This is a genomic window from Bacillus nakamurai, from assembly GCF_001584325.1.
GTDB classification, from domain to species: domain Bacteria; phylum Bacillota; class Bacilli; order Bacillales; family Bacillaceae; genus Bacillus; species Bacillus nakamurai.
In genome coordinates this window covers 1-20,181 of the sequence record NZ_LSAZ01000003.1, presented here as the reverse complement: position 1 = coordinate 20,181, position 20,181 = coordinate 1, and the positions used below count along the sequence as shown (strand labels likewise).

The 20,181-nt window shown below is 46.0% G+C and carries 20 protein-coding genes and 4 pseudogenes; 8 read left to right on the top strand and 16 right to left on the bottom strand.

Translation table 11 applies throughout. The annotated features are described in order from the left end of the window. Positions 1 to 208: 208 nt before the first annotated feature. Positions 209 to 1,579, bottom strand: a complete 1,371-nt coding sequence (locus tag AXI59_RS01770; RefSeq protein ID WP_061527223.1) for a UDP-N-acetylmuramoyl-tripeptide--D-alanyl-D-alanine ligase — start codon at positions 1,577 to 1,579, stop codon at positions 209 to 211. Positions 1,580 to 1,658: 79 nt separating this feature from the next. After that, positions 1,659 to 2,744: a D-alanine--D-alanine ligase gene (locus AXI59_RS01765; RefSeq protein ID WP_061527222.1), complete on the bottom strand. Its 1,086-nt coding sequence runs from the start codon at positions 2,742 to 2,744 to the stop codon at positions 1,659 to 1,661. A 153-nt stretch (positions 2,745 to 2,897) separates the two neighbouring features. On the opposite strand from AXI59_RS01765, the gene AXI59_RS01760 reads away from it, so the two are divergent. Next, the gene (locus AXI59_RS01760) at positions 2,898 to 3,215 is read left to right on the top strand and encodes a thioredoxin family protein (RefSeq protein ID WP_061520123.1); all 318 of its coding nucleotides are present in this window, start codon (positions 2,898 to 2,900) and stop codon (positions 3,213 to 3,215) included. Here AXI59_RS01760 and AXI59_RS01755 read toward each other — a convergent pair. Then, a complete protein-coding gene (locus AXI59_RS01755; protein WP_061527221.1) occupies positions 3,212 to 4,105 on the bottom strand; it encodes a cation diffusion facilitator family transporter in 894 nt (297 codons plus the stop codon). The genes AXI59_RS01760 and AXI59_RS01755 overlap by 4 nt on opposite strands. A 217-nt stretch (positions 4,106 to 4,322) precedes the next feature. Between AXI59_RS01755 and AXI59_RS01750 the strand changes: the two genes are divergently transcribed. Together AXI59_RS01750 and fbpB are read left to right on the top strand one after the other, a co-directional pair. Continuing rightward, positions 4,323 to 4,496 carry a Fur-regulated basic protein FbpA gene (locus tag AXI59_RS01750; RefSeq protein ID WP_061520146.1) on the top strand — a complete coding sequence of 58 codons (174 nt, stop codon included), beginning with the start codon at positions 4,323 to 4,325 and terminating at the stop codon, positions 4,494 to 4,496. Continuing rightward, positions 4,483 to 4,629: a Fur-regulated basic protein FbpB gene (gene fbpB / locus AXI59_RS19005; RefSeq protein ID WP_064485269.1), complete on the top strand. Its 147-nt coding sequence runs from the start codon at positions 4,483 to 4,485 to the stop codon at positions 4,627 to 4,629. The genes AXI59_RS01750 and fbpB overlap by 14 nt, the downstream gene beginning before the upstream one ends. Before the next feature lie 22 nt (positions 4,630 to 4,651). Here fbpB and AXI59_RS01745 read toward each other — a convergent pair whose 3' ends face one another. From AXI59_RS01745 to AXI59_RS01710, 8 genes are all read right to left on the bottom strand, one after another. Beyond that, positions 4,652 to 5,758 (bottom strand): acyl-CoA dehydrogenase family protein, encoded by a 1,107-nt coding sequence (locus tag AXI59_RS01745; RefSeq protein ID WP_061527220.1) that lies wholly within the window; start codon positions 5,756 to 5,758, stop codon positions 4,652 to 4,654. A gap of 158 nt (positions 5,759 to 5,916) precedes the next feature. After that, complete coding sequence (locus tag AXI59_RS01740) at positions 5,917 to 6,252, bottom strand: hypothetical protein (RefSeq protein WP_061520120.1); 336 nt, start codon at positions 6,250 to 6,252, stop codon at positions 5,917 to 5,919. Positions 6,253 to 6,348: 96 nt separating this feature from the next. After that, positions 6,349 to 7,116, bottom strand: coding sequence for an ABC transporter permease (locus tag AXI59_RS01735; RefSeq protein WP_061520119.1), 768 nt, complete (start codon positions 7,114 to 7,116; stop codon positions 6,349 to 6,351). Next, complete coding sequence (locus AXI59_RS01730) at positions 7,109 to 8,035, bottom strand: ABC transporter ATP-binding protein (protein ID WP_061527219.1); 927 nt, start codon at positions 8,033 to 8,035, stop codon at positions 7,109 to 7,111. Before AXI59_RS01730 ends, AXI59_RS01735 begins: the two co-directional genes overlap by 8 nt. A 101-nt stretch (positions 8,036 to 8,136) precedes the next feature. Then, positions 8,137 to 9,186, bottom strand: coding sequence for an AI-2E family transporter (locus AXI59_RS01725; protein WP_061527218.1), 1,050 nt, complete (start codon positions 9,184 to 9,186; stop codon positions 8,137 to 8,139). A gap of 183 nt (positions 9,187 to 9,369) precedes the next feature. Continuing rightward, positions 9,370 to 10,626: a C4-dicarboxylate transporter DctP gene (gene dctP, locus AXI59_RS01720; RefSeq protein WP_061527217.1), complete on the bottom strand. Its 1,257-nt coding sequence runs from the start codon at positions 10,624 to 10,626 to the stop codon at positions 9,370 to 9,372. Between the two features lie 108 nt (positions 10,627 to 10,734). Further along, the gene (locus AXI59_RS01715; RefSeq protein ID WP_061520115.1) at positions 10,735 to 11,406 is read right to left on the bottom strand and encodes a response regulator; all 672 of its coding nucleotides are present in this window, start codon (positions 11,404 to 11,406) and stop codon (positions 10,735 to 10,737) included. Beyond that, positions 11,381 to 13,003 carry an ATP-binding protein gene (locus tag AXI59_RS01710; protein WP_061527216.1) on the bottom strand — a complete coding sequence of 541 codons (1,623 nt, stop codon included), beginning with the start codon at positions 13,001 to 13,003 and terminating at the stop codon, positions 11,381 to 11,383. The genes AXI59_RS01715 and AXI59_RS01710 overlap by 26 nt, the downstream gene beginning before the upstream one ends. A gap of 78 nt (positions 13,004 to 13,081) precedes the next feature. On the opposite strand from AXI59_RS01710, the gene AXI59_RS01705 reads away from it, so the two are divergent. Together AXI59_RS01705 and AXI59_RS01700 are read left to right on the top strand one after the other, a co-directional pair. After that, entirely contained in the window at positions 13,082 to 14,134 is a 1,053-nt protein-coding gene (locus AXI59_RS01705; RefSeq protein ID WP_061527215.1) for a TRAP transporter substrate-binding protein, read from the top strand. 83 nt (positions 14,135 to 14,217) lie between these two features. Next, positions 14,218 to 15,029, top strand: a pseudogene (locus AXI59_RS01700) (manganese catalase). A gap of 35 nt (positions 15,030 to 15,064) precedes the next feature. Here AXI59_RS01700 and AXI59_RS01695 read toward each other — a convergent pair. From AXI59_RS01695 to AXI59_RS01680, 4 genes and pseudogenes are all read right to left on the bottom strand, one after another. Then, on the bottom strand, positions 15,065 to 15,418 hold the full coding sequence (locus AXI59_RS01695) for a YdbC family protein (RefSeq protein WP_061527214.1): 354 nt from the start codon (positions 15,416 to 15,418) through the stop codon (positions 15,065 to 15,067). Further along, positions 15,412 to 15,701 (bottom strand): annotated as a pseudogene (locus tag AXI59_RS01690) (cupin domain-containing protein). The gene AXI59_RS01695 and the pseudogene AXI59_RS01690 overlap by 7 nt, the downstream one beginning before the upstream one ends. A gap of 145 nt (positions 15,702 to 15,846) precedes the next feature. Next, positions 15,847 to 16,035: pseudogene (locus AXI59_RS01685) on the bottom strand (KGG domain-containing protein); the annotation flags it as partial. A gap of 96 nt (positions 16,036 to 16,131) precedes the next feature. After that, a complete protein-coding gene (locus tag AXI59_RS01680; protein WP_061520145.1) occupies positions 16,132 to 16,941 on the bottom strand; it encodes an EcsC family protein in 810 nt (269 codons plus the stop codon). Between the two features lie 188 nt (positions 16,942 to 17,129). Here AXI59_RS01680 and AXI59_RS01675 point away from each other — a divergent pair. Continuing rightward, positions 17,130 to 17,345: pseudogene (locus tag AXI59_RS01675) on the top strand (DUF2188 domain-containing protein); the annotation flags it as partial. Positions 17,346 to 17,481: 136 nt separating this feature from the next. Here the strand turns inward: AXI59_RS01675 and AXI59_RS01670 are convergent. Further along, positions 17,482 to 17,841, bottom strand: coding sequence for an SH3 domain-containing protein (locus tag AXI59_RS01670; RefSeq protein WP_061520109.1), 360 nt, complete (start codon positions 17,839 to 17,841; stop codon positions 17,482 to 17,484). 534 nt (positions 17,842 to 18,375) lie between these two features. On the opposite strand from AXI59_RS01670, the gene AXI59_RS01665 reads away from it, so the two are divergent. Further along, positions 18,376 to 18,633 carry a GlsB/YeaQ/YmgE family stress response membrane protein gene (locus tag AXI59_RS01665; RefSeq protein ID WP_061527212.1) on the top strand — a complete coding sequence of 86 codons (258 nt, stop codon included), beginning with the start codon at positions 18,376 to 18,378 and terminating at the stop codon, positions 18,631 to 18,633. Positions 18,634 to 18,869: 236 nt separating this feature from the next. Beyond that, positions 18,870 to 20,147 carry an Nramp family divalent metal transporter gene (locus AXI59_RS01660; RefSeq protein WP_156476203.1) on the top strand — a complete coding sequence of 426 codons (1,278 nt, stop codon included), beginning with the start codon at positions 18,870 to 18,872 and terminating at the stop codon, positions 20,145 to 20,147. Positions 20,148 to 20,181 lie beyond the last annotated feature (34 nt).

The following is a 20,181-nucleotide window of genomic DNA, read 5'->3' as shown; positions in this document are numbered from 1 at the left end:
GTATGTGTTTTTCAATAAGGCGAGACAGGGAGGCGGCTTCAATCAGCCCGCCCAATCTCTTTTACAGATGAAGCCGGCCGGTTCAGCCCGCGCCGGGCGGGGTCTTTTCAGACGGCAGTGTTTCTTCAGCCCGGACAGATTTATTTCTCTTCTTCAAAAGTAGTTTCTTCATTTTGATTATTTTTATGAAGCGCAGCTCGATTTTTCTTCAATTCTTCTCTAATAAATCTTTAACGATTTCTTCAAGCTTCATACCTCTTGATGCTTTAAACAGAAGCAAATCGCCTGTATCGGCCTTTTCTTTAATGGCTTGAAGCAGTTCTTTCTTATCATTATAATGGCTGACGCGGCCTTCTTCAAAGTTTCGGCGCGCGCCTTCAGCGATGAATGTGCCGAGTGCACCGTAAGTAAACACATAATCGATGTCAGCCGGGCGGATGGCGGCTCCGCAATCTGTGTGAAATGCCTCTTCTTCATCTCCTAGTTCAAGCATGTCGCCGAGCACGAGCATTTTTTTTCGGTAGCCATTCATCGTTTCGATCAATTCAATGGCTGCTTTCATTGACGTCGGGCTTGCATTATACGCATCGTTAACGATAGAAATTCCGTTTTTCGTTTTGACCAGCTCCAATCTCATCCCGGTCACTTTCAGCCGGTTCAGTCCTTTTGCGGCATTATCAGGCGTGATGCCGAAATAGATCCCGGCTGCGTATGCGGCCATGGCATTCATGACATTATGCTTGCCGAGGACGGGGATAAAGAAGGAGCGGTCAATGCCGTCCATACTGAAATGGGTGCCGTCTTCTGTCTGTCTGACCTCTTTTACGCGGAGATCGTTGTCCGGACCGGCGCCGTATGTCGTTGTCCGGCAGTGGTAAGACTTCCCGCTGAGCAGCGGCTCATCCCCGTAATAAAAGAGAACGCCGTCTTTTTGGAGGCCGTTTATAATTTCAAGCTTTGCTTCCGCAATTCCTTCTCTTGAGCCTAAATCCTGCATATGAGATTCGCCGATATTTGTGATGACGGCCGCTTCCGGATTGGCAAGACGGCTGAGAAAATCAATTTCGCCTTTTGCGCTCATTCCCATTTCTAAAACGGCGATTTCTGTGTCCTCCGGCATGGCAAGGACGGTCAGAGGAAGTCCGATATGGTTGTTAAAGTTTCCGGCTGTTTTATGAACGCGGTACTGAGTTTGCAAAACGGCGTGAAGCATATCTTTTGTCGTTGTTTTGCCATTGCTTCCGGTCACACCGATGACCCGTGTGCCCAGCTCCTGCAAATACGCTTTTGCCAGCAGCTGAAGCGCCTCAAGCGTGTCTTCTACAAGAATGACCGCCTTTTCCTTCGGCGGATTGGGCTCGGACCGATTCCACAGAACTGCGGAGACCCCTTTTTCAAATGCCTGAGGCACGAAAGAATGGCCGTTAAAATGTTCGCCTTTGAGGGGAATGAACAGCTGGTTTTTTTCCAGCGTTCTTGTATCGGTTGCTGCTCCTTCAATCATTGATTGTTCAAATACAGGGTTCGTCAGTGTGCCTTTGACCATTTCGGCGATTCGTTTTACGGTTCGCTTTATCAAAGGAAGCACCTCGCTTTCTGAAAAATTTTTCTGCTACGGGAAAAGACACTGCCCTGTCTAAAGGCAGTGTCCGTTTTCATTAAAATGTATGTTTAATCAGTTGTTTCTCAGCATGGCGCTCTTTTGCCAGCTCTACCAGCTGTTCGATCAGTTCGCCATATTCTACGCCGGCCTCTTTCCACAGAAGCGGGAACATGCTGAATGGCGTGAAGCCGGGCATTGTGTTCACTTCGTTAATTAACACTTCGCCGTCATTTGTCAGGAAGAAATCAGCCCGGACAAGGCCTGAGCCGTCGATCGCTTTAAACGCCTTGATGGCCATATCGCTGATCGCCGCGTATTCTTCATCTGTCACCTGCGCCGGAATGATTAAATCCGTGTCGCCGTCTTCATATTTTGCTTTGTAGTCGTAAAAATCGGTTTTCGGCGCTATTTCACCGACAGCGGAACATTTCGGTTCATCATTTCCAAGCACGCCGATCTCGATTTCTCTGCCTGTGATTCCTTCTTCTACGACGATTTTACGGTCATATTCGAAGGCCAGCTCGAATGCTTTTTCAAGCTCTTCGCGGCTGCGGCATTTGCTGATCCCGACGCTTGATCCGAGGTTCGCAGGTTTTACAAAGCACGGGTATCCCAATTCTTCCTCAACCTGCTCCAAGCAGACGCCAGGCGTTTGTTTCCAGTCTTTTTTCAAGAAAGCGGCGTATTTCGCCTGAGGAAGACCGGCTTGGGCAAACAAATGCTTCATGACGACTTTATCCATACCGGCTGAAGACGCCAGCACACCGTTGCCGACATAAGGAACGTTTAACAGCTCCAACAGCCCTTGGATCGTGCCGTCTTCCCCGTTTGGCCCGTGCAGAAGCGGAAATACGACATCAATCGGTGCATTTTCGTCTGATGCAGCTTCCGGAAACATTTCCCGGTTTAGTGATGACAGGGCAAAGGCCGTGCCGTTTTGCTCCAGCTGAAGCATTTTCACATTTGAGACCGGTTCAGTCAGAAGCGGCCCTCTTTGCCATTCTCCTTTTTCGGTAATATAAATCGGATGTATATCAAACTTATCAGTATTGAGCGCTTTCGTTACAGCTAAAGCTGTCTGCAGCGATACATTGTGTTCGGCTGACTTTCCGCCGTACACCAATCCTAGACTTGTTTTCAATGGATATTCCCCCCACAACAATTCATCTTTACTATCTTATCATTTTCATCAGAAAATGATCTATTTATTTTTGGGCATTCTGAATGTGAAAGCATTTGTATGTAATTTCTTTTTATTTTATATTAAAATGGCATGGAAAAGGAGATGTGTCTTATGAAAATAATCAGTACAACAGAACAATTTAATGAACTTATTCAATCCGACAAGGAAATCATTGTTAAATTTTACGCTGACTGGTGCCCTGACTGTACGCGTATGAATATGTTCATCGGCGATATTCTGGAAGAATATAATCAAAATGAATGGTATGAACTGAACAAGGACGAGCTTCCTGAGCTTGCCGACAAATACCAGGTTATGGGCATACCGAGCCTTCTGATTTTTAAAAACGGCGAAAAGAAAGCTCATCTTCACAGCGCAAACGCCAAATCACCTGAAGAAGTGAAAGAGTTTTTGTCACAGCATATTTAATTCGTTTCATTATCTTTGTTTATGACTTCAGGCTCAACATGAACATGGACATGAGTGACATCATGTTCATGTTTAATTGCGTTTTCCACTTTATCGGCTACTTCATGCCCTTCCTTCACAGACAGCTTCGGGTCTACGGTAATGACCATTTCAACATGGACAGTGCTCCCCAAATATCTTGCTTTCACATCTTTTAAACGGCTCACGTCTTGAATTTCTCTGACTGTATGTTTGTACGGTTCCAAATCTTTCAAATTAAATCCGTCCGTTAAGGAATGGGAAGCGTCTTTAAAAATGTCCCATGCCGTCTTACAGATAATGATTCCGATCAGAAAGGCGATAACCGGATCAACCCACGGCAGATGAAGCCGGGCCGTTATGACGCCTATAAACGCCCCGATGCTGACATAGGCGTCAGATCTGCTGTCTTTCGCCGCCGCAAGCAGCGCCGAACTCTTTATGCTTCCGGCAAGCCGTTTATTATAGACATACATCCCATACATGACGGCTGCGCTCCCAAGAGCCGTCCACGCCGCAATTAAGCTCGGCTCCGCCATTTTTCCGCTCACAACCGCCTTTGCCCCTCCGATCAGCACTTCGATACCGACTGCCATCATAATAAAAGACGCAATCAATGAAGAAATTGTTTCAGCCCGATAATGTCCGTACGCGTGATCGCTGTCAGCGGGGCGCTGGGATATCCGCAGCCCGATCAGCACAGCCAAGGATGCAACAATATCCGTGGCATTATTTAACCCGTCCGCTCTGAGCGCTTCGGAATGATATAAAAGGCCAATTGCCAATTTAATGGCGGCAAGTATAAGATACGCAGCGATATTGAGAATCGCGCCCTTTTCCCCGCGTTTTAAGTTTGCCGTTTGATCATTCATGTCAGACGCCTCCATTCTACTTCATAGTATGGATGATAAAGCAGAAAAATAGCAGTTTTGATCTGCCGCGACATGCAGTGTTTTCGACAATATTATTGCCCGGGAAACTTTTGTCGAAAGAATGGTGATATTTTACCTTTACAGATGAATAGGGGCATTGTATACTTTCATTAATTGATAATGATTATCAATATCAATTAATAGGAGGGTAATAATGATGGCTCCTCAACTCAGAACATCAGTTGAAGGACGAAAAAAACAGCTCATTCATTTGCTGATCAGCAATGGAATATACAAAAAATCGGACAGGCATTTATATGAATTATCATTAGGAGAGTTAGAAAGCGAATATCAAATATGTAAGGAAGGTGCGGGTCATGCCGAAACGTAAAATAAAAACGTTTGAACAGCTCGTGAAAGAAAACAAGGCAGCGATTATGAATAATCAAAAGCTGATGAATGTGATATACGACAGAATTGACCGTAAGCATCAGAAGCTTCTTCAGCATAACAGCCATACATAAAAAGAGCCCTTGTCAGGCTCTTTTACGAATCAAATGCTTCTGCCGCTAATTTGCCGATAACCGCATCGTCCATCGGCGGGTTGTGAAGGCCAGCCCGGGCGTCCCGGTAATACCGCTGAAGAGGATTGTTCCGCTCCAAGCTTTTCGCGCCGGTGATCCTCATGGCTTTATCCACAATAGAAAGGGCTGCGTTTGTCACGATGTATTTTGCTGCACCGAGTTCGCTTTTGACGTATTGACGGCGCTGCGGATCGTCGTACATTTGCGCCGCCGTGAAGAGAACCTGCCTTGCTTTTAACAATTCAAGCTCCATTTCACCGACACGCTGGCGTACGGCAGGCACTTCTTTGATCGGGCCGTTCAGGCTGTTTGGTGAATACTCGGACGCAAAACGAACGGCATAGTCCCTTGCCGCTTGGGCGATTCCTAAATAAGCCGCCGGAATGTGAAGAAGCCAGCCATTCACTTTTGACCCCCTCGGCCCATTCAGAAACTCAACAAGCCGGTCGTCACTGACAGTGACATGCTGTAAAAGGAGATCGTGGCTTCCGGTCGCCTTCATCGCAATCATATCCCATGTTTCCTCGATAGAAACCCCTGCTTGGTCCTTGTGAATCAGGAAAACACCCGTCGTTTGCTTTTCTTCAATCCATGCCGTTACCAACATGTAATCCAGTGTCAGCGAAAGCGTCGTAAAGGTTTTTCTGCCGTTTAAGACCCACTTGCCGTCTTGTTTGACAGCGGCCGTGCCGGGTCTTCCCCCTCTTGTCGGGCTTCCGGTCTGCGCTTCTGTCGCTGCTCTGTTTAAGACAGCTCCTTTTTTCACTTCATCTGTAATGAATGTGAAGACGTCTTGATTCCAGCTGTTTCCTTCCCCGAGCTCGCCCATGACGGATAGGTGCCAGCCAATTCCGAGAGCGACAGCCGCGTCTCCCTGCGCCAGCCGTTCTTGAAGCAGCACCATGTCATAAACGGACATGCCGGCGCCGCCGTGAGAGGCGGGAACGGTTAACGCCGTATAACCGGCATCCCGCAATGCTTGAATTTTCTCTGCGGGAAAACGTCCCTGTTCATCATCATGCGCCGCCGTTTCTTGAAATTCATCTGCAAGCAGGCCGATTTTTTCCATCCATTCCCTCTGCCGTTCGTTCTGTATCCATAGCGATGACACTGGAATTCCCCCTCAATATAATTCCGATAAATTTAATAAGTATTATAGAGATTCGGGCTTGTTTTCGCAACTGTGAACGCCCATAAAAAAACACGCTATCCTATTGAATAGCGCGTTCAGACTGCTTCCGGGTCCCGGTCCTGCTTTAACCCGAGATAGATCAGCATATAGGTGAGATAGCCCATTGTCATCACAAGACCGCCGAAGAAAAAGCTTGAGAATATCGGCTCTTCAAACGCGGTAACTGCGGCAAGCACAATCCAGCTTGCATACAGGTAAATGATGAAATATCGGAATCCCGTCTTCATTTTATATAAAAGAAACAGACCGACTGTGGAAAACAGCCCCAGCGCAAGCCTGAAATAGACAAGATGGTCGAAACGGAACATAAATGACACAAAGGAAAAACCAAGCAATAGTACAATCGGTAATGCGGTAATAAAATTTCTCAAGTGAGAGCACCTCCGTCATTACCTTTATTATAAATCAAAATAGCTGTAATTATTTATTTTTCGTGATCTTTTTCACAAAAATGTCATTCCTTTACTTTATACCCGGACATCCCGTTTGCAAAAGCTCCACCATGCGACCGCTAAAAAGAATACGATATGGATGATAATGATGCCGACGGAAAATAACGGTGTCATTCCCGTAAACATCGGTTTTGCACCGCTCATGTATTGCGTCAGGTCGGTATTCGCAAACAGAAGGAAGCTTCCCCACTTGTTTTGGAAGACAGACATAATGGTGACGAGTGATTTCGCCCCATACAGCACGATAAATGAAAGAATGACGGACGTAGCGCTGTTTCGGAATAATGAAGAGCATAATAATCCGAAGCATCCCATCGCAAAAGCTTCCACCCAATTCGTGCCGATCACCTTCAGCGTGTTTACAAGAAGCGTTCCTGATTCAGACGTAACGGACATGCCGAAAAAGGCGATTCCGAACAGCATGGAAAAAATGTAGTACGCCAAATACAGGTACAAGCTGACCAGAAACACGGTAATGAGTTTGGATACAAAAATCCGCTCCCTTTTCACAGGGCGAATGAGCAGAAATTTAATCGTCTTTTTATCAAATTCCGAGGAAATAATCGTTGCCGCGATGACAATCGTTAATGCCTCAAGCAGAATATTCAATCCGGGTGCATACGCCATGTAGCCGATGAAATTTTCGTCCGTTCCGGCACTGATGACGAGCCGTTTAATAGAAAGCGCCATGAGGAACTGCAGCGCGGCCAAAAGAATGAGCGAAACTAACGCGACCTTTCGATTAAAGAGCTTCATATGCTCGTTCCAAACCAATTTAAACATTCGTCTCTCCCTCCTCTTGAAACGCCGTCGTCACTTTCATGAATTCGTCTTCGAGTGATTCTGAATAAGGAGTAATGGAATACACGAGAAAATCTTGTCCAACCAGTGAGCGGTTCAGTTCCGGAATGTTCTTCTTCGATACGCTGACGGTGATTGAATCGCCGTTTTTCTCCGGTTCGTATTGCTGTTCAGACAGCCAAGCAAACGCTTCTTCAGCCGGCTGAATTTCGATGACGGCTTTTTCTTCTTTCTCATAAGCCCCGCGCAGCGTAACCTCTGTTTGGATTTCCCCTTTTTGAATGATGATCACGCGGTCGCAAAGATCCTCCACTTCACGCAATAAATGCGTCGCAAAGAGAATGGATGTCCCTTCCTGCTCGGCGAGTTCCTTTAAATGCTCGCGAAAGTCCTTCATTCCGCCGGGATCGAGCCCGTTTGTCGGTTCATCTAAGATCAGCAGCTTCGGGCGGTGAAGAATCGCTTGGGCGATGCCGAGGCGCTGGCGCATACCAAGGGAATACGTTTTTACCTTGTCGTGAACGGCATTTGTCAGCCCGACCCGCTCGATTACTTCCTCAAGCCTGTCTTCCGTGATTTGCTTGTGCATGTTGGCAAAGTGCTTCAGATTTTCCCATCCTGTTAAATACGGGTAAAATTCAGGATTTTCTACAATGGCGCCGACAGATTCAAGCGCTTTTTCAAATTCGGTATCATGCTGGAAGCCGTTAATCGTAATCGTGCCGCTGTTTTTCTTTAACAGGCCGACGATGATTCTGATGAGCGTGGTTTTCCCCGACCCGTTCGGACCTAACAAACCGATGATTTCGCCCTGCCTGACATCCATGCTGATGCTTTTTAAAATTTGCTTTTTGCCTATCGTTTTGTCCAGGCCTTCGATATGTAAAATCGGCTCAGTCATACAGCCTTCCTCCTTTTTCACAAAAAATAAACAGTGCCCGTACATAGGCACTGTCTGCATTATAACATTTGTCATTTATTCGTGAAGGGCCGAGGGCGGATTTACGTCTCATCCGGCTTCGGGCCTTTTTTTTCCTGCTCTTCATTATTGACGACATCAAGAATATCCAGCAGGAACACAAAGATCGGGATTCCGATGATTAATCCCCAGATGCCGAAGAAATGTTCAGAGAAAATCAAGACGGTAAAGGTAAAAAAGATCGGCAGTTCCGTTTTTGCTGACATCAATTTCGGATTGAGGAAATAGGTTTCAATCGCATGAATGACGAAAATGACAAGCACGATGTAGATGACATACGCGACTCCGCCCGTCGTATAAGCGATAATGCTGAGCGGAATGAGAGAAATCACCACACCGGCAACGGGTATTAACCCGAGGAAAAAGACCATGATGGACAGGCCGAACAGCTGCGGGAAATGCAGAATCGCCAAAGCGATAAAGGTGAGGATGCAGTTCACCAGCGCGATAATAAATTGAGCCTCCAGCACTTTGCCGAATGTTCTTGCAAACTTGCTTCCGAAATAAGCAATTTCATAATAAAAAACAGACAGCTTGCTGTTTTGAAATTTTTTCATAAATTCGGTGAGCCGCTTTTTCTCAAACAGGAAAAACATGCTGAGAATCAGTGACATCACGACCTGCAAACCGAATGTGCTGATATCGGCCAAGTATGTATACAGTACATTAAATCCTTCTTTTACATAAGAACCGATATTGATATCGCCGAATACGCTCGATATCTCGTCATAAAACGGGATGATATCGGGATGATAAGCGATATGTTTGATTTGTTTAATAAGCTGTTCAATCTGCTTGGCAACAACCGGGTAAAACACAAAGCCCCCGACAGTCGCCCCGACAGCCAGCGCAATATATAAAAAGGTAATGACCACCCTCTGGCTGACCCGGAAAAAACGGTTCAAAAAGTGCCGGACGACCGTTTCCAGCCGATCCATCAGAAAAGTAAAAATAAACGTAAGCAAAATCAGGTTAATCATATTTCGGAATACAACTAACACCCCAGCCAAAACAAGAAAAACACAAAAACGTCTGACACCCGGATGCTGAAAAAATTTAAAAATAGCCGCCATTTATACACTCCTGCTAGGACAAAAGCCCTTAGATTTCATCTTTCACTCTCTAATTGTAAATTATATAACAAAATGACGCTAAGGTCTTTGTCCATCTCTTAATAAATTGAAACAATTTTATTATTTTTACTCATGACGGCAGAAAAAAAGAACGGCATGCCGGATGCATGCCGTTCTCCCCCTTTATACCGCCGTCTTCATTTCTTTTACGGCTTGTGTGCTTTTCACTTCATCAAATTCATTTTCGCTTTTGGCGACAATAATGGTGGCGATTCCGTTTCCGATCAGGTTGACGATCGCTCTTCCTTCACTCATAAAGCGGTCAACGCCGAGGAGAAGCGCAAGTCCCTCTAACGGAATGACCTGAAGCGCTGACAGAGTGGAGGCGAGCACGATAAAACCGCTCCCCGTCACACCGGCTGCGCCTTTAGATGTCAGCATCAGTACCAAAATGATGGTAACCTGCTGGCCGATGGTGAGGTCAACGCCGAATACCTGAGCGAGAAAAACAGTCGCCATCGACAGGTAAATCGAGGTGCCGTCCAGATTAAAGGAATAGCCCGTCGGAATGACCAGCCCGACAACTGATTTAGAACAGCCGTATCGCTCCATTTTATCCATCATCCGCGGCAGAACAGACTCAGATGAGCTTGTACCGAGAACGATGAGCAATTCATCTTTGATAAAACGAAGATAGTTCCACAAACTGAAACCGAATATTTTGCAGATGATGTTTAAGGCAACAAACACAAACAGGAACATTGTGATGTAAACCGACAGCATCAGACTTGCCAGCGGCTTAATTGAATCCAAGCCGAAATGTCCGATCGTATAGGCCATTGCCCCGAATGCGCCGATTGGCGCCGCGCGCATGATGTAGCCGATGATTTTGAAAAATACGTGTGACAGTTTATCGAAGAAATCAATGATGCTTTTGCCTCTTTCACCCAATGCCGCCAGGCCGACCCCAAATAAAACGGAAAAGAATAAGACCTGAAGAATGTCGCCTTTTGCAAAGGCGTCAACCATGTTGGACGGTACGATATGAGTGATAAATTCGATCCAGTCAATGCCCTGTCCCCCGTTTTGCGTGTACTGCGAGACATCTCCCTTTTCAAGCTTGCTGTAGTCAAGCCCTTCTCCAGGCTTCATTATATTCACGACAAGCAGCCCGATAATAAGGGCGATTGTGGTTACAACCTCAAAGTAAATAAATGCTTTTCCCCCGACTTTGCCGACTTTTTTCATGTCGCCCATCTTTGCGATGCCGAGTACGATTGTCAGGAAAATGATCGGCGCGATAATCATCTTCACCGCATTGATAAATGTATCGCCGAGCGGTTTCATTTGTTTCCCCGCATCAGGCCAAACCAGCCCGACAATGACGCCGATGATAACCGCTGTGATAACTTGAACGGTTAAATTTTTAAAGACCTTCATCCCTTTTCCCCCTTGCCTCTCGTTTTGTCTATAGTGAAATGGTAGCGTTTTCACGCTGTGAGGGGAAGCTTATGATCATAACGGACATTTTGGTCTTTTTGGTCTTATTCAGCGGACGAACATGTAACGATTTACCGGGCGGCCGACTCCTCCGTATTGAATGTCGAGTTTAATCTGGCCGTCTTTCTCCAAAAAGTCAAGATAGCGCCTTGCCGTCACCCTGGCAATTCCGAGCGCTTTTGCGGCTTCTTCGGCCGAGAGAGGCGCCGTCTGCTGCTTCATATAGGTCAATATTTCGTTCATGGTAAAATGATTCAGCCCTTTCGGCAGATCCCTTGATGGATTTTGCGGCAATTTGAGCAAAGCGTCGAGCTGGTCTTGGGACATGGTGTCATGCTCTTCAATCTTTCGTTTGTATTGCTTATAGTTTTCGAGCGCCTGCCTCATCCGTTCCAGCTTAAACGGCTTTAAAATATAGTCGGCGGCGCCGTTTTGCAGCATCAGCTGAATCGTCTCTTTGTCTTTTGCCGCCGAGACAATAATGGCATCGACCTTGAGCTTTTGTTTTCTGATTTCCTGCAAGGTTTTGATTCCGTCCTTTTTCGGCATGTACACATCCAATATCACCAGTTCAGGCCGCCATTCTTTTATCAGCCTGATTCCTTCCTCCCCGTTTCCTGCCGTCGCCACGACTCTGAAGCCCGCCACGCTTGTGATAAATTCTTTATTCACCTCCTGCACCATCGGATCGTCTTCAATAAGCAGCACCTTGATGTCCATATGCTGTTTCTGCCCCCTTCATTGGAAATAAGATGGAAAATGCCGATCCCTGTCCCTGCTGTGAGTCAACTTCAATGACACCCATTCCTTTATCGACTATTTGTTTGACAAGATATAAGCCGTAACCCGTGCCGCCTGTTTTATTTACGGTAAATCCTTTTTCATACAGGCGCGGGATGTGCTGATCGGAAATGCCGCTTCCGTTATCTTCTATTAATATAGCAAGCACTTCATCATTTTGCTCGATACTGATGTCAATTCGTTTATCCTCCGTGTCTGTCGTTTCAAACGCGCCGAAAGCATTTTCAATTAAATTTCCGAGCAGCACGACAATGTCATGCTGGTCGACATGCTCCGGGAAGGCGGTAAGGCTGCTGTTTTCATCAATACGGACAGAAATGCCGAGTTCTTTTCCTCTTCTGATTTTGCTTAACAGCAGCCCCGCCGCGGCGTCATTTTGAATCGCCTGATGAAGAAATCCAGTGACGCTTTCCTGTTCTGAGGAGGCTTTGAATGCAAGCTGGAGGGCCTTTTCTGATTTTCCGAGCTGGATCAGCCCCGCGATGGTGTGAAGCTTGTTCATATGCTCGTGGTTTTGGACTCTGAGCGCATCGACAAAGTTTTTCACACCGGTCAGTTCCTCAGCCATTTTGGCCGCTTCCGTTCTGTCCTGAAAAATGGCAACGGCTCCGATGACCTTTTTTTTCATGACGATCGGAATCCTGCTGCTCATAATCACTTTTCCGCTGACTTGAATTTCTTCATTGTAGACGGCTTTGTTGCGCTCTACGATTTCCGGAAGGCGGGAATCGTTCAGAACATCCCAAATCAGCTTTCCTGCCGTGTCTTGCTTCACATTAAATATTTGCTTCGCTTTTTCATTAAAAATGGTAATGATATGCTGATTATCAATGGCTATGACGCCCTCGTTCATTGAATGGAATGTGGCGGTTCGTTCCTCATACATTCTCACAATCTCGTGAGGCTCCAGCCAAAACATCTGTTTTTTGATGTGGCGGGCCAATAAAAAGGAGCCGGCCAGGCCGAAACCGAGCGCCAGGAGAACAATGAACAGAATCTCATGCTTTAAGTGGAGTAAAATATCGCCGAAGCCCGGCAGCGTTTTGCCCGCAAGGACGACACCGATCTGATTCAGCTCCCGGTCTTTCACCGGATAAAAGGCGCGGACGGCGGTGCCGATTTCGCCCTTCGCTTCTGAAAAGTAAATGTGCTCGGCAAACGCAGCCTCTTCATCCTCTCCCCTTGAAGGCTTACCGATCATCGTGCTGACGGGATGTGAGTAGCGGATATGATCCATATCCATCACGACGATGTAGTCCGCTTCATTTATAATCCGGATTTCTTCGACCGCATGGCGCACGTCAGCCCGTTGCTTCTTTTGCTCCAAAGCCCGCTTTACATCCGTCATCTCTGACACCGTCCGCGCTGTATTCATCAGCCTTTTCTTCAGCTCACGCTCCTCCGTATGCTGAATATTGCCGATCAGCACAATGCCTACGATCAAAAATGTAAAGATAACGACGATATAAGAAAGAATGGTGATTTTCCAGCGGATGGTAAGCTTTTTTTTCGTCATTGGCCTCTTCCTTTCCGTCTCTTTACGAAAACAGCCCGCCCGATTATGCTTGTTATAGAAAATAGCGGAGGGATTTCGATGAAAAGTATGCTGACTTGTCTCGGATTGATGGTACTCGGTATTGCAACCGCTTTATTTATCGGCTTCCATGATCGTTTCACCTCGGAGGAGACGTACTATGATGACGAACAGGAAGGCCTGAAAGATCAAATTGTTTTCAAATTCAGCCATGTCGTTGCTGAAAACACCCCTAAAGGGCGGGCCGCTAATAAGTTTGCGGACTTGGTTTACAAAAAGTCCGGCGGCAGCATTAAGATCGAGGTGTTTCCAAACGGAAGCCTCTATTCAGATAATGAAGAAATGAACGCCCTCCAAAACGGAGACGTGCAATTCATCGCCCCCTCCACTTCTAAGCTCGGCACGCTTTCTCCTGAATGGGGCGTTTTGGATCTGCCTTACGCGTTTACAAGCTATGACGCCGTTCAAAAAGGATTAAACGGCAAAATCGGCGCACGCCTGTTTGCGTCTTTAGAAAGACAGCATTTCAAAGGGCTGGCCTATTGGACGAACGGATTTAAACAGCTCACATCGAATAAAGGGCCGATTTTATCTCCGGATGATCTGAAAGGACAGGCATTAAGGATCATGCCGAGCAGCGTGATCGAAGACCAGTACCGCCTGCTCGGGGCGTATCCCCGTCAGGACTCCTTCAATTCGACGTTTCAGCTGCTGGAGAGCCGTCTCGTTGACGGAGAGGAAAATACGATTTCAAATATCTATTCTAAAAAATTTTATAATGTTCAAGATTATTTGACAATCAGTAATCACGGGTATCTCGGTTATTCGGTGATGACGGACGAGCGTTTTTGGAATTCGCAAACTGAAAAAACGAGGAGCATTTTAACGGAAGCGATGAAGGAAACGACCGAATGGAATGAGTCCTCCGCCGAGCAGATGAACAAAGAGCAGCTTGAGGAAATCAAAAAGAATTCTGCCATCAGCATTCATGTATTGACGAAAGCGGAGAAATTAAAGTGGATGAAACGCCTTGACCCGATTTACGGGCAATATGAGCCTGTTATCGGCCGCGGGCTCATTCAGGAGCTGTTATCCTTGCGGCGCCAGCCCTAACTGATTCAAATACGCTGTCTTTCGTTTCGATTGTTTCTTTGCCGGGGAAGTAAAAAGTGACAAAACGAAAAGGAGATGGAGATATGTTCACACATACGAAAAGGCTTCAGCATCCTGCTAAACCGGACCGTCCTGATCCATTATTCGCAAAAAAGATACAAGAGATTTTAGGCGGGCAATACGGGGAAATCTCCGTTGCCATGCAGTATTTATTTCAAGGATGGAAATACACGCGGAATAAAAATATAAGGACCTGCTGATGGACACCGCTACAGAAGAAATCGGCCATGTGGAAATGATCGCCACAATGATTGCAAGGCTGCTTGAAAACGCGCCCTTGGAAGAACAGGAACAAGCGGCTGATGATCCGGTCATCGGCTCGATCTTAGGCGGCATGAACCCTCATCACGCGATTGTCTCAGGCCTCGGAGCGATGCCGGAAAACAGCACGGGCGTTCCATGGAGCGCCGGCTACATCGTCGCAAGCGGAAACCTGCTGGCGGATTTCCGGGCCAATCTGAACGCGGAATCACAAGGCAGACTCCAAGTCGCACGTCTGTATGAAATGACGGATGACAAAGGCGTTAAAGATATGCTCAACTTTTTGCTGGCCCGCGATACGATGCACCAGAACCAATGGCTTGCGGCCATTAAAGAACTTGAGGCGCAGGAAGGCCGGATCGTTCCCGGCACATTTCCGAAGGCACTTGAAAAGCAGTCATTCTCCCATCAGCTTATCAATTTCTCAGAAGGCGAAGAAAGCGCTGAGCAAAATTGGCTGAAGGAAAAAGCACCGGATGGTGAAGCATTTGAATATGTGAAAGAGCCGAAAGCATACGGCGAAAAGGCTGAATTAGGGCCGGTTCCGCCTTATATCCATAATACGCTTCCGTGACGGGAGTAAGAAAAAGCCCTGCTGCAGGGCTTTTTTTATGTGTTCAGCACTGTCCATTCCGGTTCAAATCGAAGGTCAAGCTGACGGAAAATCTCGTGCACATCGTCTGCTTCACACAGCTCGACGTTTATTGATTGAAAGGTATCGTTTTGCTTTGTATTTGCAAAGATTTGATCGTGGCTGTGTGCCATAAACTCTTCATAGTATTGGCGATTTTCCCAAACTCCCACGATCACGGCGGTGAGATGGCCGTCTTCATCCGTACGCCATCCGCCCGCTTGCTTTATAAATCCTTTTACTTTAGACAATTCTCTCCATTCGGACTGGGCTTTTGAAAATTCTTCGGCTTGAAATGCTGCTACATGGCATATTACCTTTTTAATCAGCATTCCGCACCCTTCCTGATGACCGTTTCAGCATGGCTGTGCTCGATACACCAATTAACGGTTCCTTTCGGTACAAGCAAGCTGTCGTTTGCTTGTACTATTGCGTTTCTTTGTTTTCAAAATCAATATGAAGCTCCTCATCGGATTCGGGTTGAAGGTGCCAATCATTTTCTCCCGTAAACACGGCGAGGCGCACACAATGATCATTGACTTCTGACACTGAAAAATCGGCATGCTTTTCTGTTATTTCATTTGCCATGGAAAGCAGGTTCTGAACGTCCGGCATATCGATATCTCCTTTTTGTTTTTATTGTAACGCAGAAATTCGATTAATAAGCTAAGTATTCCTCTGCAAGATCACAAAAAAAACGATCCGGATGTGATCCGGATCGTTTTTTGGTTTCATGATGTCTGCCTGTATGTTTGGATTAATCGCTGCTTCGGCTGTTTCCGCCTTTTTGGCCGATTTCCTGATAGAATTCTTTGTCATGATTTTTGCTTGTGGCTTCTCCGCCTTTTTCGCCAATTTCTTGATAGAATTCTTTGTCATGATTTTTGCTTGTCGCTTGTCCGCCTTTTTTACCTGCTTCTTCTCTGTTCATTTTGTTTTCTTGTGCCATTTTTGAATTCCTCCTTTAATTGGTGTTGGTTGTTGGTTTCCCGATTTCAGATCTCCTAAACAAAGAAAACACATTGAATGTGTGTTTTCGGCTGTTTTATGATTCAGCGGCCTCCATGCGCGCCAGGATACGGCGCTTTTTATAAAGCATGATGCCTGTTTCTGTAATGCTCTCTAATGCTGAGCGGTTGGCGGATGCGCCAAAGATAATCCCTGCTACCGGAACCATTTGAAGTAGTTTTTTCGTTGCAAAAGTATCGCGGTAGCTGTATACGACTTCGCGCCAGCCTTGAATTTGTGAGGCCACGCGCTGATATGCTTGTTCGTTTTGATCATAATGTTTCAAATCTTGTAAGATCGCCTTTTTTCCGATCACGTCACTTGATGCGAGCTGGAGCAATTTGACGATAAATACGCGTTCTTTTTTATCTTTCGGGTCGAATCCGTAGGCGATCGCGATGTCTTGCAGCGTCTTTAAGGACAAACCGAGCATAGCGGGAATATCTGCCGCCAGCGTAAACACGCCGCCTACCCCCGTTGCGGCGCCCTGCACGGTTGCGGCATTGATTCTTGCGCGCCCCATGGCAGCGGCGATGTCATCCATGACGGCAAGCGGGGCTTCTTGTATGTCTTGCAGCGTCTCAAAGGCCTGCTGCGGGAGCCTCTTCTTAAACTTTTTCAAGATTTGCTTCTCAGAAGTTAAATACTGCCCGCCTGTTTGAATAAAGCTTCCCGTCTCATCCAGAATGACGCCGATTTTCTTCTGAATGAACTGCGGCGTCAGCTTGTCCAAAAGCTGAAATGGCAGGCGGCTGAGTTTTTTCCAGAACCAGACCCTCTGCTGCTCCTTTTCCCATTTCCGGATTTCTTTTAATTGTGTTTGCAGGTCTTCCTGTTGTTCTGTCACCCGTCCTGCACATCCCTTCTGATTTCTTTCTTCATAGTATACCTTTAGCATGCTTTCTTTTTACACCGATGCAAACTTTTTACCCTGAAAATATCCATTGGTTCATTTTCTCAGCTTCTATATCAAGTTATCCTCCGGTTTCTTTTTTCTTCAGTCGGGAAAGATCTTTAATAAAAGGAGTGATAAACATGCCTTGGTCCATGAAGGATTATCCTCAATCATTTAAAAATCTTGAGGAGCCTGTGAAGAAGAAAGCAATTGAAATCGCCAATGCGATGACGGATGAAGGTTATGAGGAAGGACGGGCCATCCCTATTGCGACAAGCCAGGCGAAAAAGTGGAAAGAAAACGCTTCTAAAGAAGAAATTGAACAGATGATGAAGCATGACGATGAAACGAAGCGAGGCAGCTGATGCGGAACACACGGACAGAGCGGAGCATTATTCTGGTTAACATGTAGGGTTTCTTGTGGAGATCATGTACGAATCGCTGATGAAAAAGAAAAGAAAAACCTCGTTCTAGCAGAACGAGGTTTTTCTATTATAAACCATAATAATAAGATAGAGTTGTGACTGAAACGTAACCTGTCGCTCCTGCATAAGTTACTTTCAGCCATTTATTAGAATTGGTGTAGTGGCCTTGAACATATTCTCCTGTAACCCATGTACCTGTAATTGTTTTACCGCTTGAGAATGTTGTAATAGTTGAACAGCTAACCTTAGAGCATGAGCGCATATTAGCACCGTAAATACCTACTGTGCCCCCGCTGCTGGCTAAAATTGAAACTTGCGGTTCAGCTTTAGAAGGTTTAAAAGCTGCGGCTGATGCAGAGCCGCCAAATGCGAATAACGAAACGGCAAAAATCATGACTAAAGAAAAGATCGATAAACGGCGTACCAAGACAAATTCCCCCTTTTTATAATGGAACTGGAAAGCTTTCCTAAGGTTATTATACTTCCGTTGTTCAGAAAATTAAAATAAGTCTAATGTTCCAACTTCATATTCGACATGAACTTTTAATTTTCTTCTTATTTTCCTAAATGATATAAAAAATGAATAAAATAGGTTCGTTTTTCGAACTGGAATCGCCGGACTTCATCGTTTCTAAAAAAAACAGCGGGGGCTTCAGCAGAGGCCATTTGAACGGTACAAGAGGGTTTTATCTTCCAAAGGAAAGATTAATTATTGTGCTATTTACTGGGTTAAATAGAGAGATGACCTGTGTTTTTTTCAAATCAGTCTCGGCGGCTGGAATGTTTTGAAGATTTATAAGCAGGCGGACTCTTTTCATCTTTGATATTTTCATGGGCACCGGTGTATCCCATCAAGTGATCAAATACGATGAAATCGGAGGTCGGGAAGAATAAGCGTGAAGAAAACGGCTGTGCAGTGTGCAATCCTTAGTTTAAAATAAAACGGCAAAAGATAGACATCATGCTTAGCTTTTTAGTTTCGTTAGTAGTAGCCATTGTAATTGGATTAATCGGAAGCGCGATTGTCGGAAACCGGATGCCGGGCGGTATGATCGGTTCTATGATTGCCGGACTGATCGGAGCTTGGATCGGTCACGGGCTGCTCGGGACTTGGGGGCCGAGCCTTGCAGGATTTGCGATCATTCCGGCAATTATCGGGGCAGCCATCTTTGTTCTGATCCTCAGCTTTATTTTCCGCGGGATGCACAAGGAAGCGTAAAAGGAAAATTCGTCAAGAGGGCATCGTTTCTTTCCTGAAACGGTGTCTTTTTTATTTTTAGACCTTTATCACGGGGGGATACATATCATAGATAAAACAGGGCATAAATGTACTGTTTTATAAAACATAAAGAACTTGACATCTCATAATAGCAGATTTATGATGTAGATAAAATAATTTGCACTCAGGAAACTTTTTATTATTAAGCTAAAAATCTATTAGAATTTAGGTGAGACATTATGAGCAAAGACATCTCAGCACAATCACTGCAATCAAAAGCCGTGCAAGATGCACTTGACGGCAAGAGCAAGGGGTTCAAGAGGCTTCTGCCTTTTTTAGGCCCCGCGTTTATCGCAGCCATTGCCTATATTGATCCTGGAAACTTCGCTACGAATATCTCAGCTGGTTCAAAATATGGATATATGCTGTTGTGGGTCATCCTTTTCTCAAACTTGATGGCTTTTTTAATTCAAGTTCTTTCAGCGAAGCTTGGCATCGCTACAGGGAAAAACCTGCCTGAAATCGCAAGAGACCGATATCCGAAATGGGTGTCAGTCGGTTTGTGGATACAAGGTGAATTGGTGATTATGGCGACTGACCTCGCTGAATTTATCGGAGCGGCTCTCGGTCTTAATTTGTTATTCGGTCTGCCGATGATTGAATCGGCGATCATTGCAGCGATCGGATCATTCGCAATATTAGAGCTGCAGCGGCGGGGCTATCGTGCGCTGGAGGCAGGCATTGCCGGGTTGCTGTTTGTCGTTGTCATCGCGTTTGCCCTGCAAACCTTCTTCGCAAAGCCTGATGCCGCTTCGGTTATTGAAGGGCTTTTTATTCCGAAGATTGACGGAATGGACAGTGTGCTTCTGGCGACGGGCATTCTCGGCGCGACCGTTATGCCGCACGCCATTTACTTACACTCTGCGCTTACGCAGCGCCGTGTAGTCGGAAAAACAGATACTGAACGGAAAAAGATATTCAAATTCGAGACAGTTGATATTCTCATCGCGATGGTGATCGCCGGTGCGATTAACGCAAGCATGCTGATTGTCGCGGCTGCGCTTTTCTTCAAAAAAGGGCTGTTTGTAGAAGATTTAGACGTGGCGTATCACCAATTCGGCCATTTTATCGGGCCGGCTTCGGCTGTTCTTTTCGGGATCGGGCTTTTGGCCGCCGGGCTTTCCAGTTCTTCGGTCGGCACGCTGTCAGGCGATATCATTATGCAAGGATTTATCCGTTACCGCATCCCGCTTTACTTACGGCGCTTCATTACGATCATACCTCCGATGATTATCATCATCTCAGGCGTGAACGCCACAGCGGCGCTTGTATGGAGCCAGGTTGTCCTTTCATTCGGGATCGCCTTCGCATTAGTTCCGCTTATAATGTTCACAAGCAACAAGCGGCTTATGGGTGTCCTGACGAATCGGAAATGGGTTACATCTCTCGCCTGGGTCATTGCCTTATTGGTTATTGCGCTTAATCTATTTGTGATTTACGATTCATTCCGTTAGAAAAAACCCGGCCGGTTAGGGACTGACCCCCGTT

Coding starts and splice junctions, on each gene's coding strand:
- AXI59_RS01760 (WP_061520123.1), top strand. CDS start 2,898: ATGAAAATAATCAGTACAACAGAACAATTTAATGAACTTATTCAATCC.
- AXI59_RS01755 (WP_061527221.1), bottom strand. CDS start 4,105: ATGAATGATCAAACGGCAAACTTAAAACGCGGGGAAAAGGGCGCGATT.
- AXI59_RS01750 (WP_061520146.1), top strand. CDS start 4,323: ATGGCTCCTCAACTCAGAACATCAGTTGAAGGACGAAAAAAACAGCTC.
- fbpB (WP_064485269.1), top strand. CDS start 4,483: ATGCCGAAACGTAAAATAAAAACGTTTGAACAGCTCGTGAAAGAAAAC.
- AXI59_RS01745 (WP_061527220.1), bottom strand. CDS start 5,758: ATGGAAAAAATCGGCCTGCTTGCAGATGAATTTCAAGAAACGGCGGCG.
- AXI59_RS01735 (WP_061520119.1), bottom strand. CDS start 7,116: ATGTTTAAATTGGTTTGGAACGAGCATATGAAGCTCTTTAATCGAAAG.
- AXI59_RS01730 (WP_061527219.1), bottom strand. CDS start 8,035: ATGACTGAGCCGATTTTACATATCGAAGGCCTGGACAAAACGATAGGC.
- AXI59_RS01725 (WP_061527218.1), bottom strand. CDS start 9,186: ATGGCGGCTATTTTTAAATTTTTTCAGCATCCGGGTGTCAGACGTTTT.
- dctP (WP_061527217.1), bottom strand. CDS start 10,626: ATGAAGGTCTTTAAAAATTTAACCGTTCAAGTTATCACAGCGGTTATC.
- AXI59_RS01715 (WP_061520115.1), bottom strand. CDS start 11,406: ATGGACATCAAGGTGCTGCTTATTGAAGACGATCCGATGGTGCAGGAG.
- AXI59_RS01710 (WP_061527216.1), bottom strand. CDS start 13,003: ATGACGAAAAAAAAGCTTACCATCCGCTGGAAAATCACCATTCTTTCT.
- AXI59_RS01705 (WP_061527215.1), top strand. CDS start 13,082: ATGAAAAGTATGCTGACTTGTCTCGGATTGATGGTACTCGGTATTGCA.
- AXI59_RS01695 (WP_061527214.1), bottom strand. CDS start 15,418: ATGCTGATTAAAAAGGTAATATGCCATGTAGCAGCATTTCAAGCCGAA.
- AXI59_RS01665 (WP_061527212.1), top strand. CDS start 18,376: ATGCTTAGCTTTTTAGTTTCGTTAGTAGTAGCCATTGTAATTGGATTA.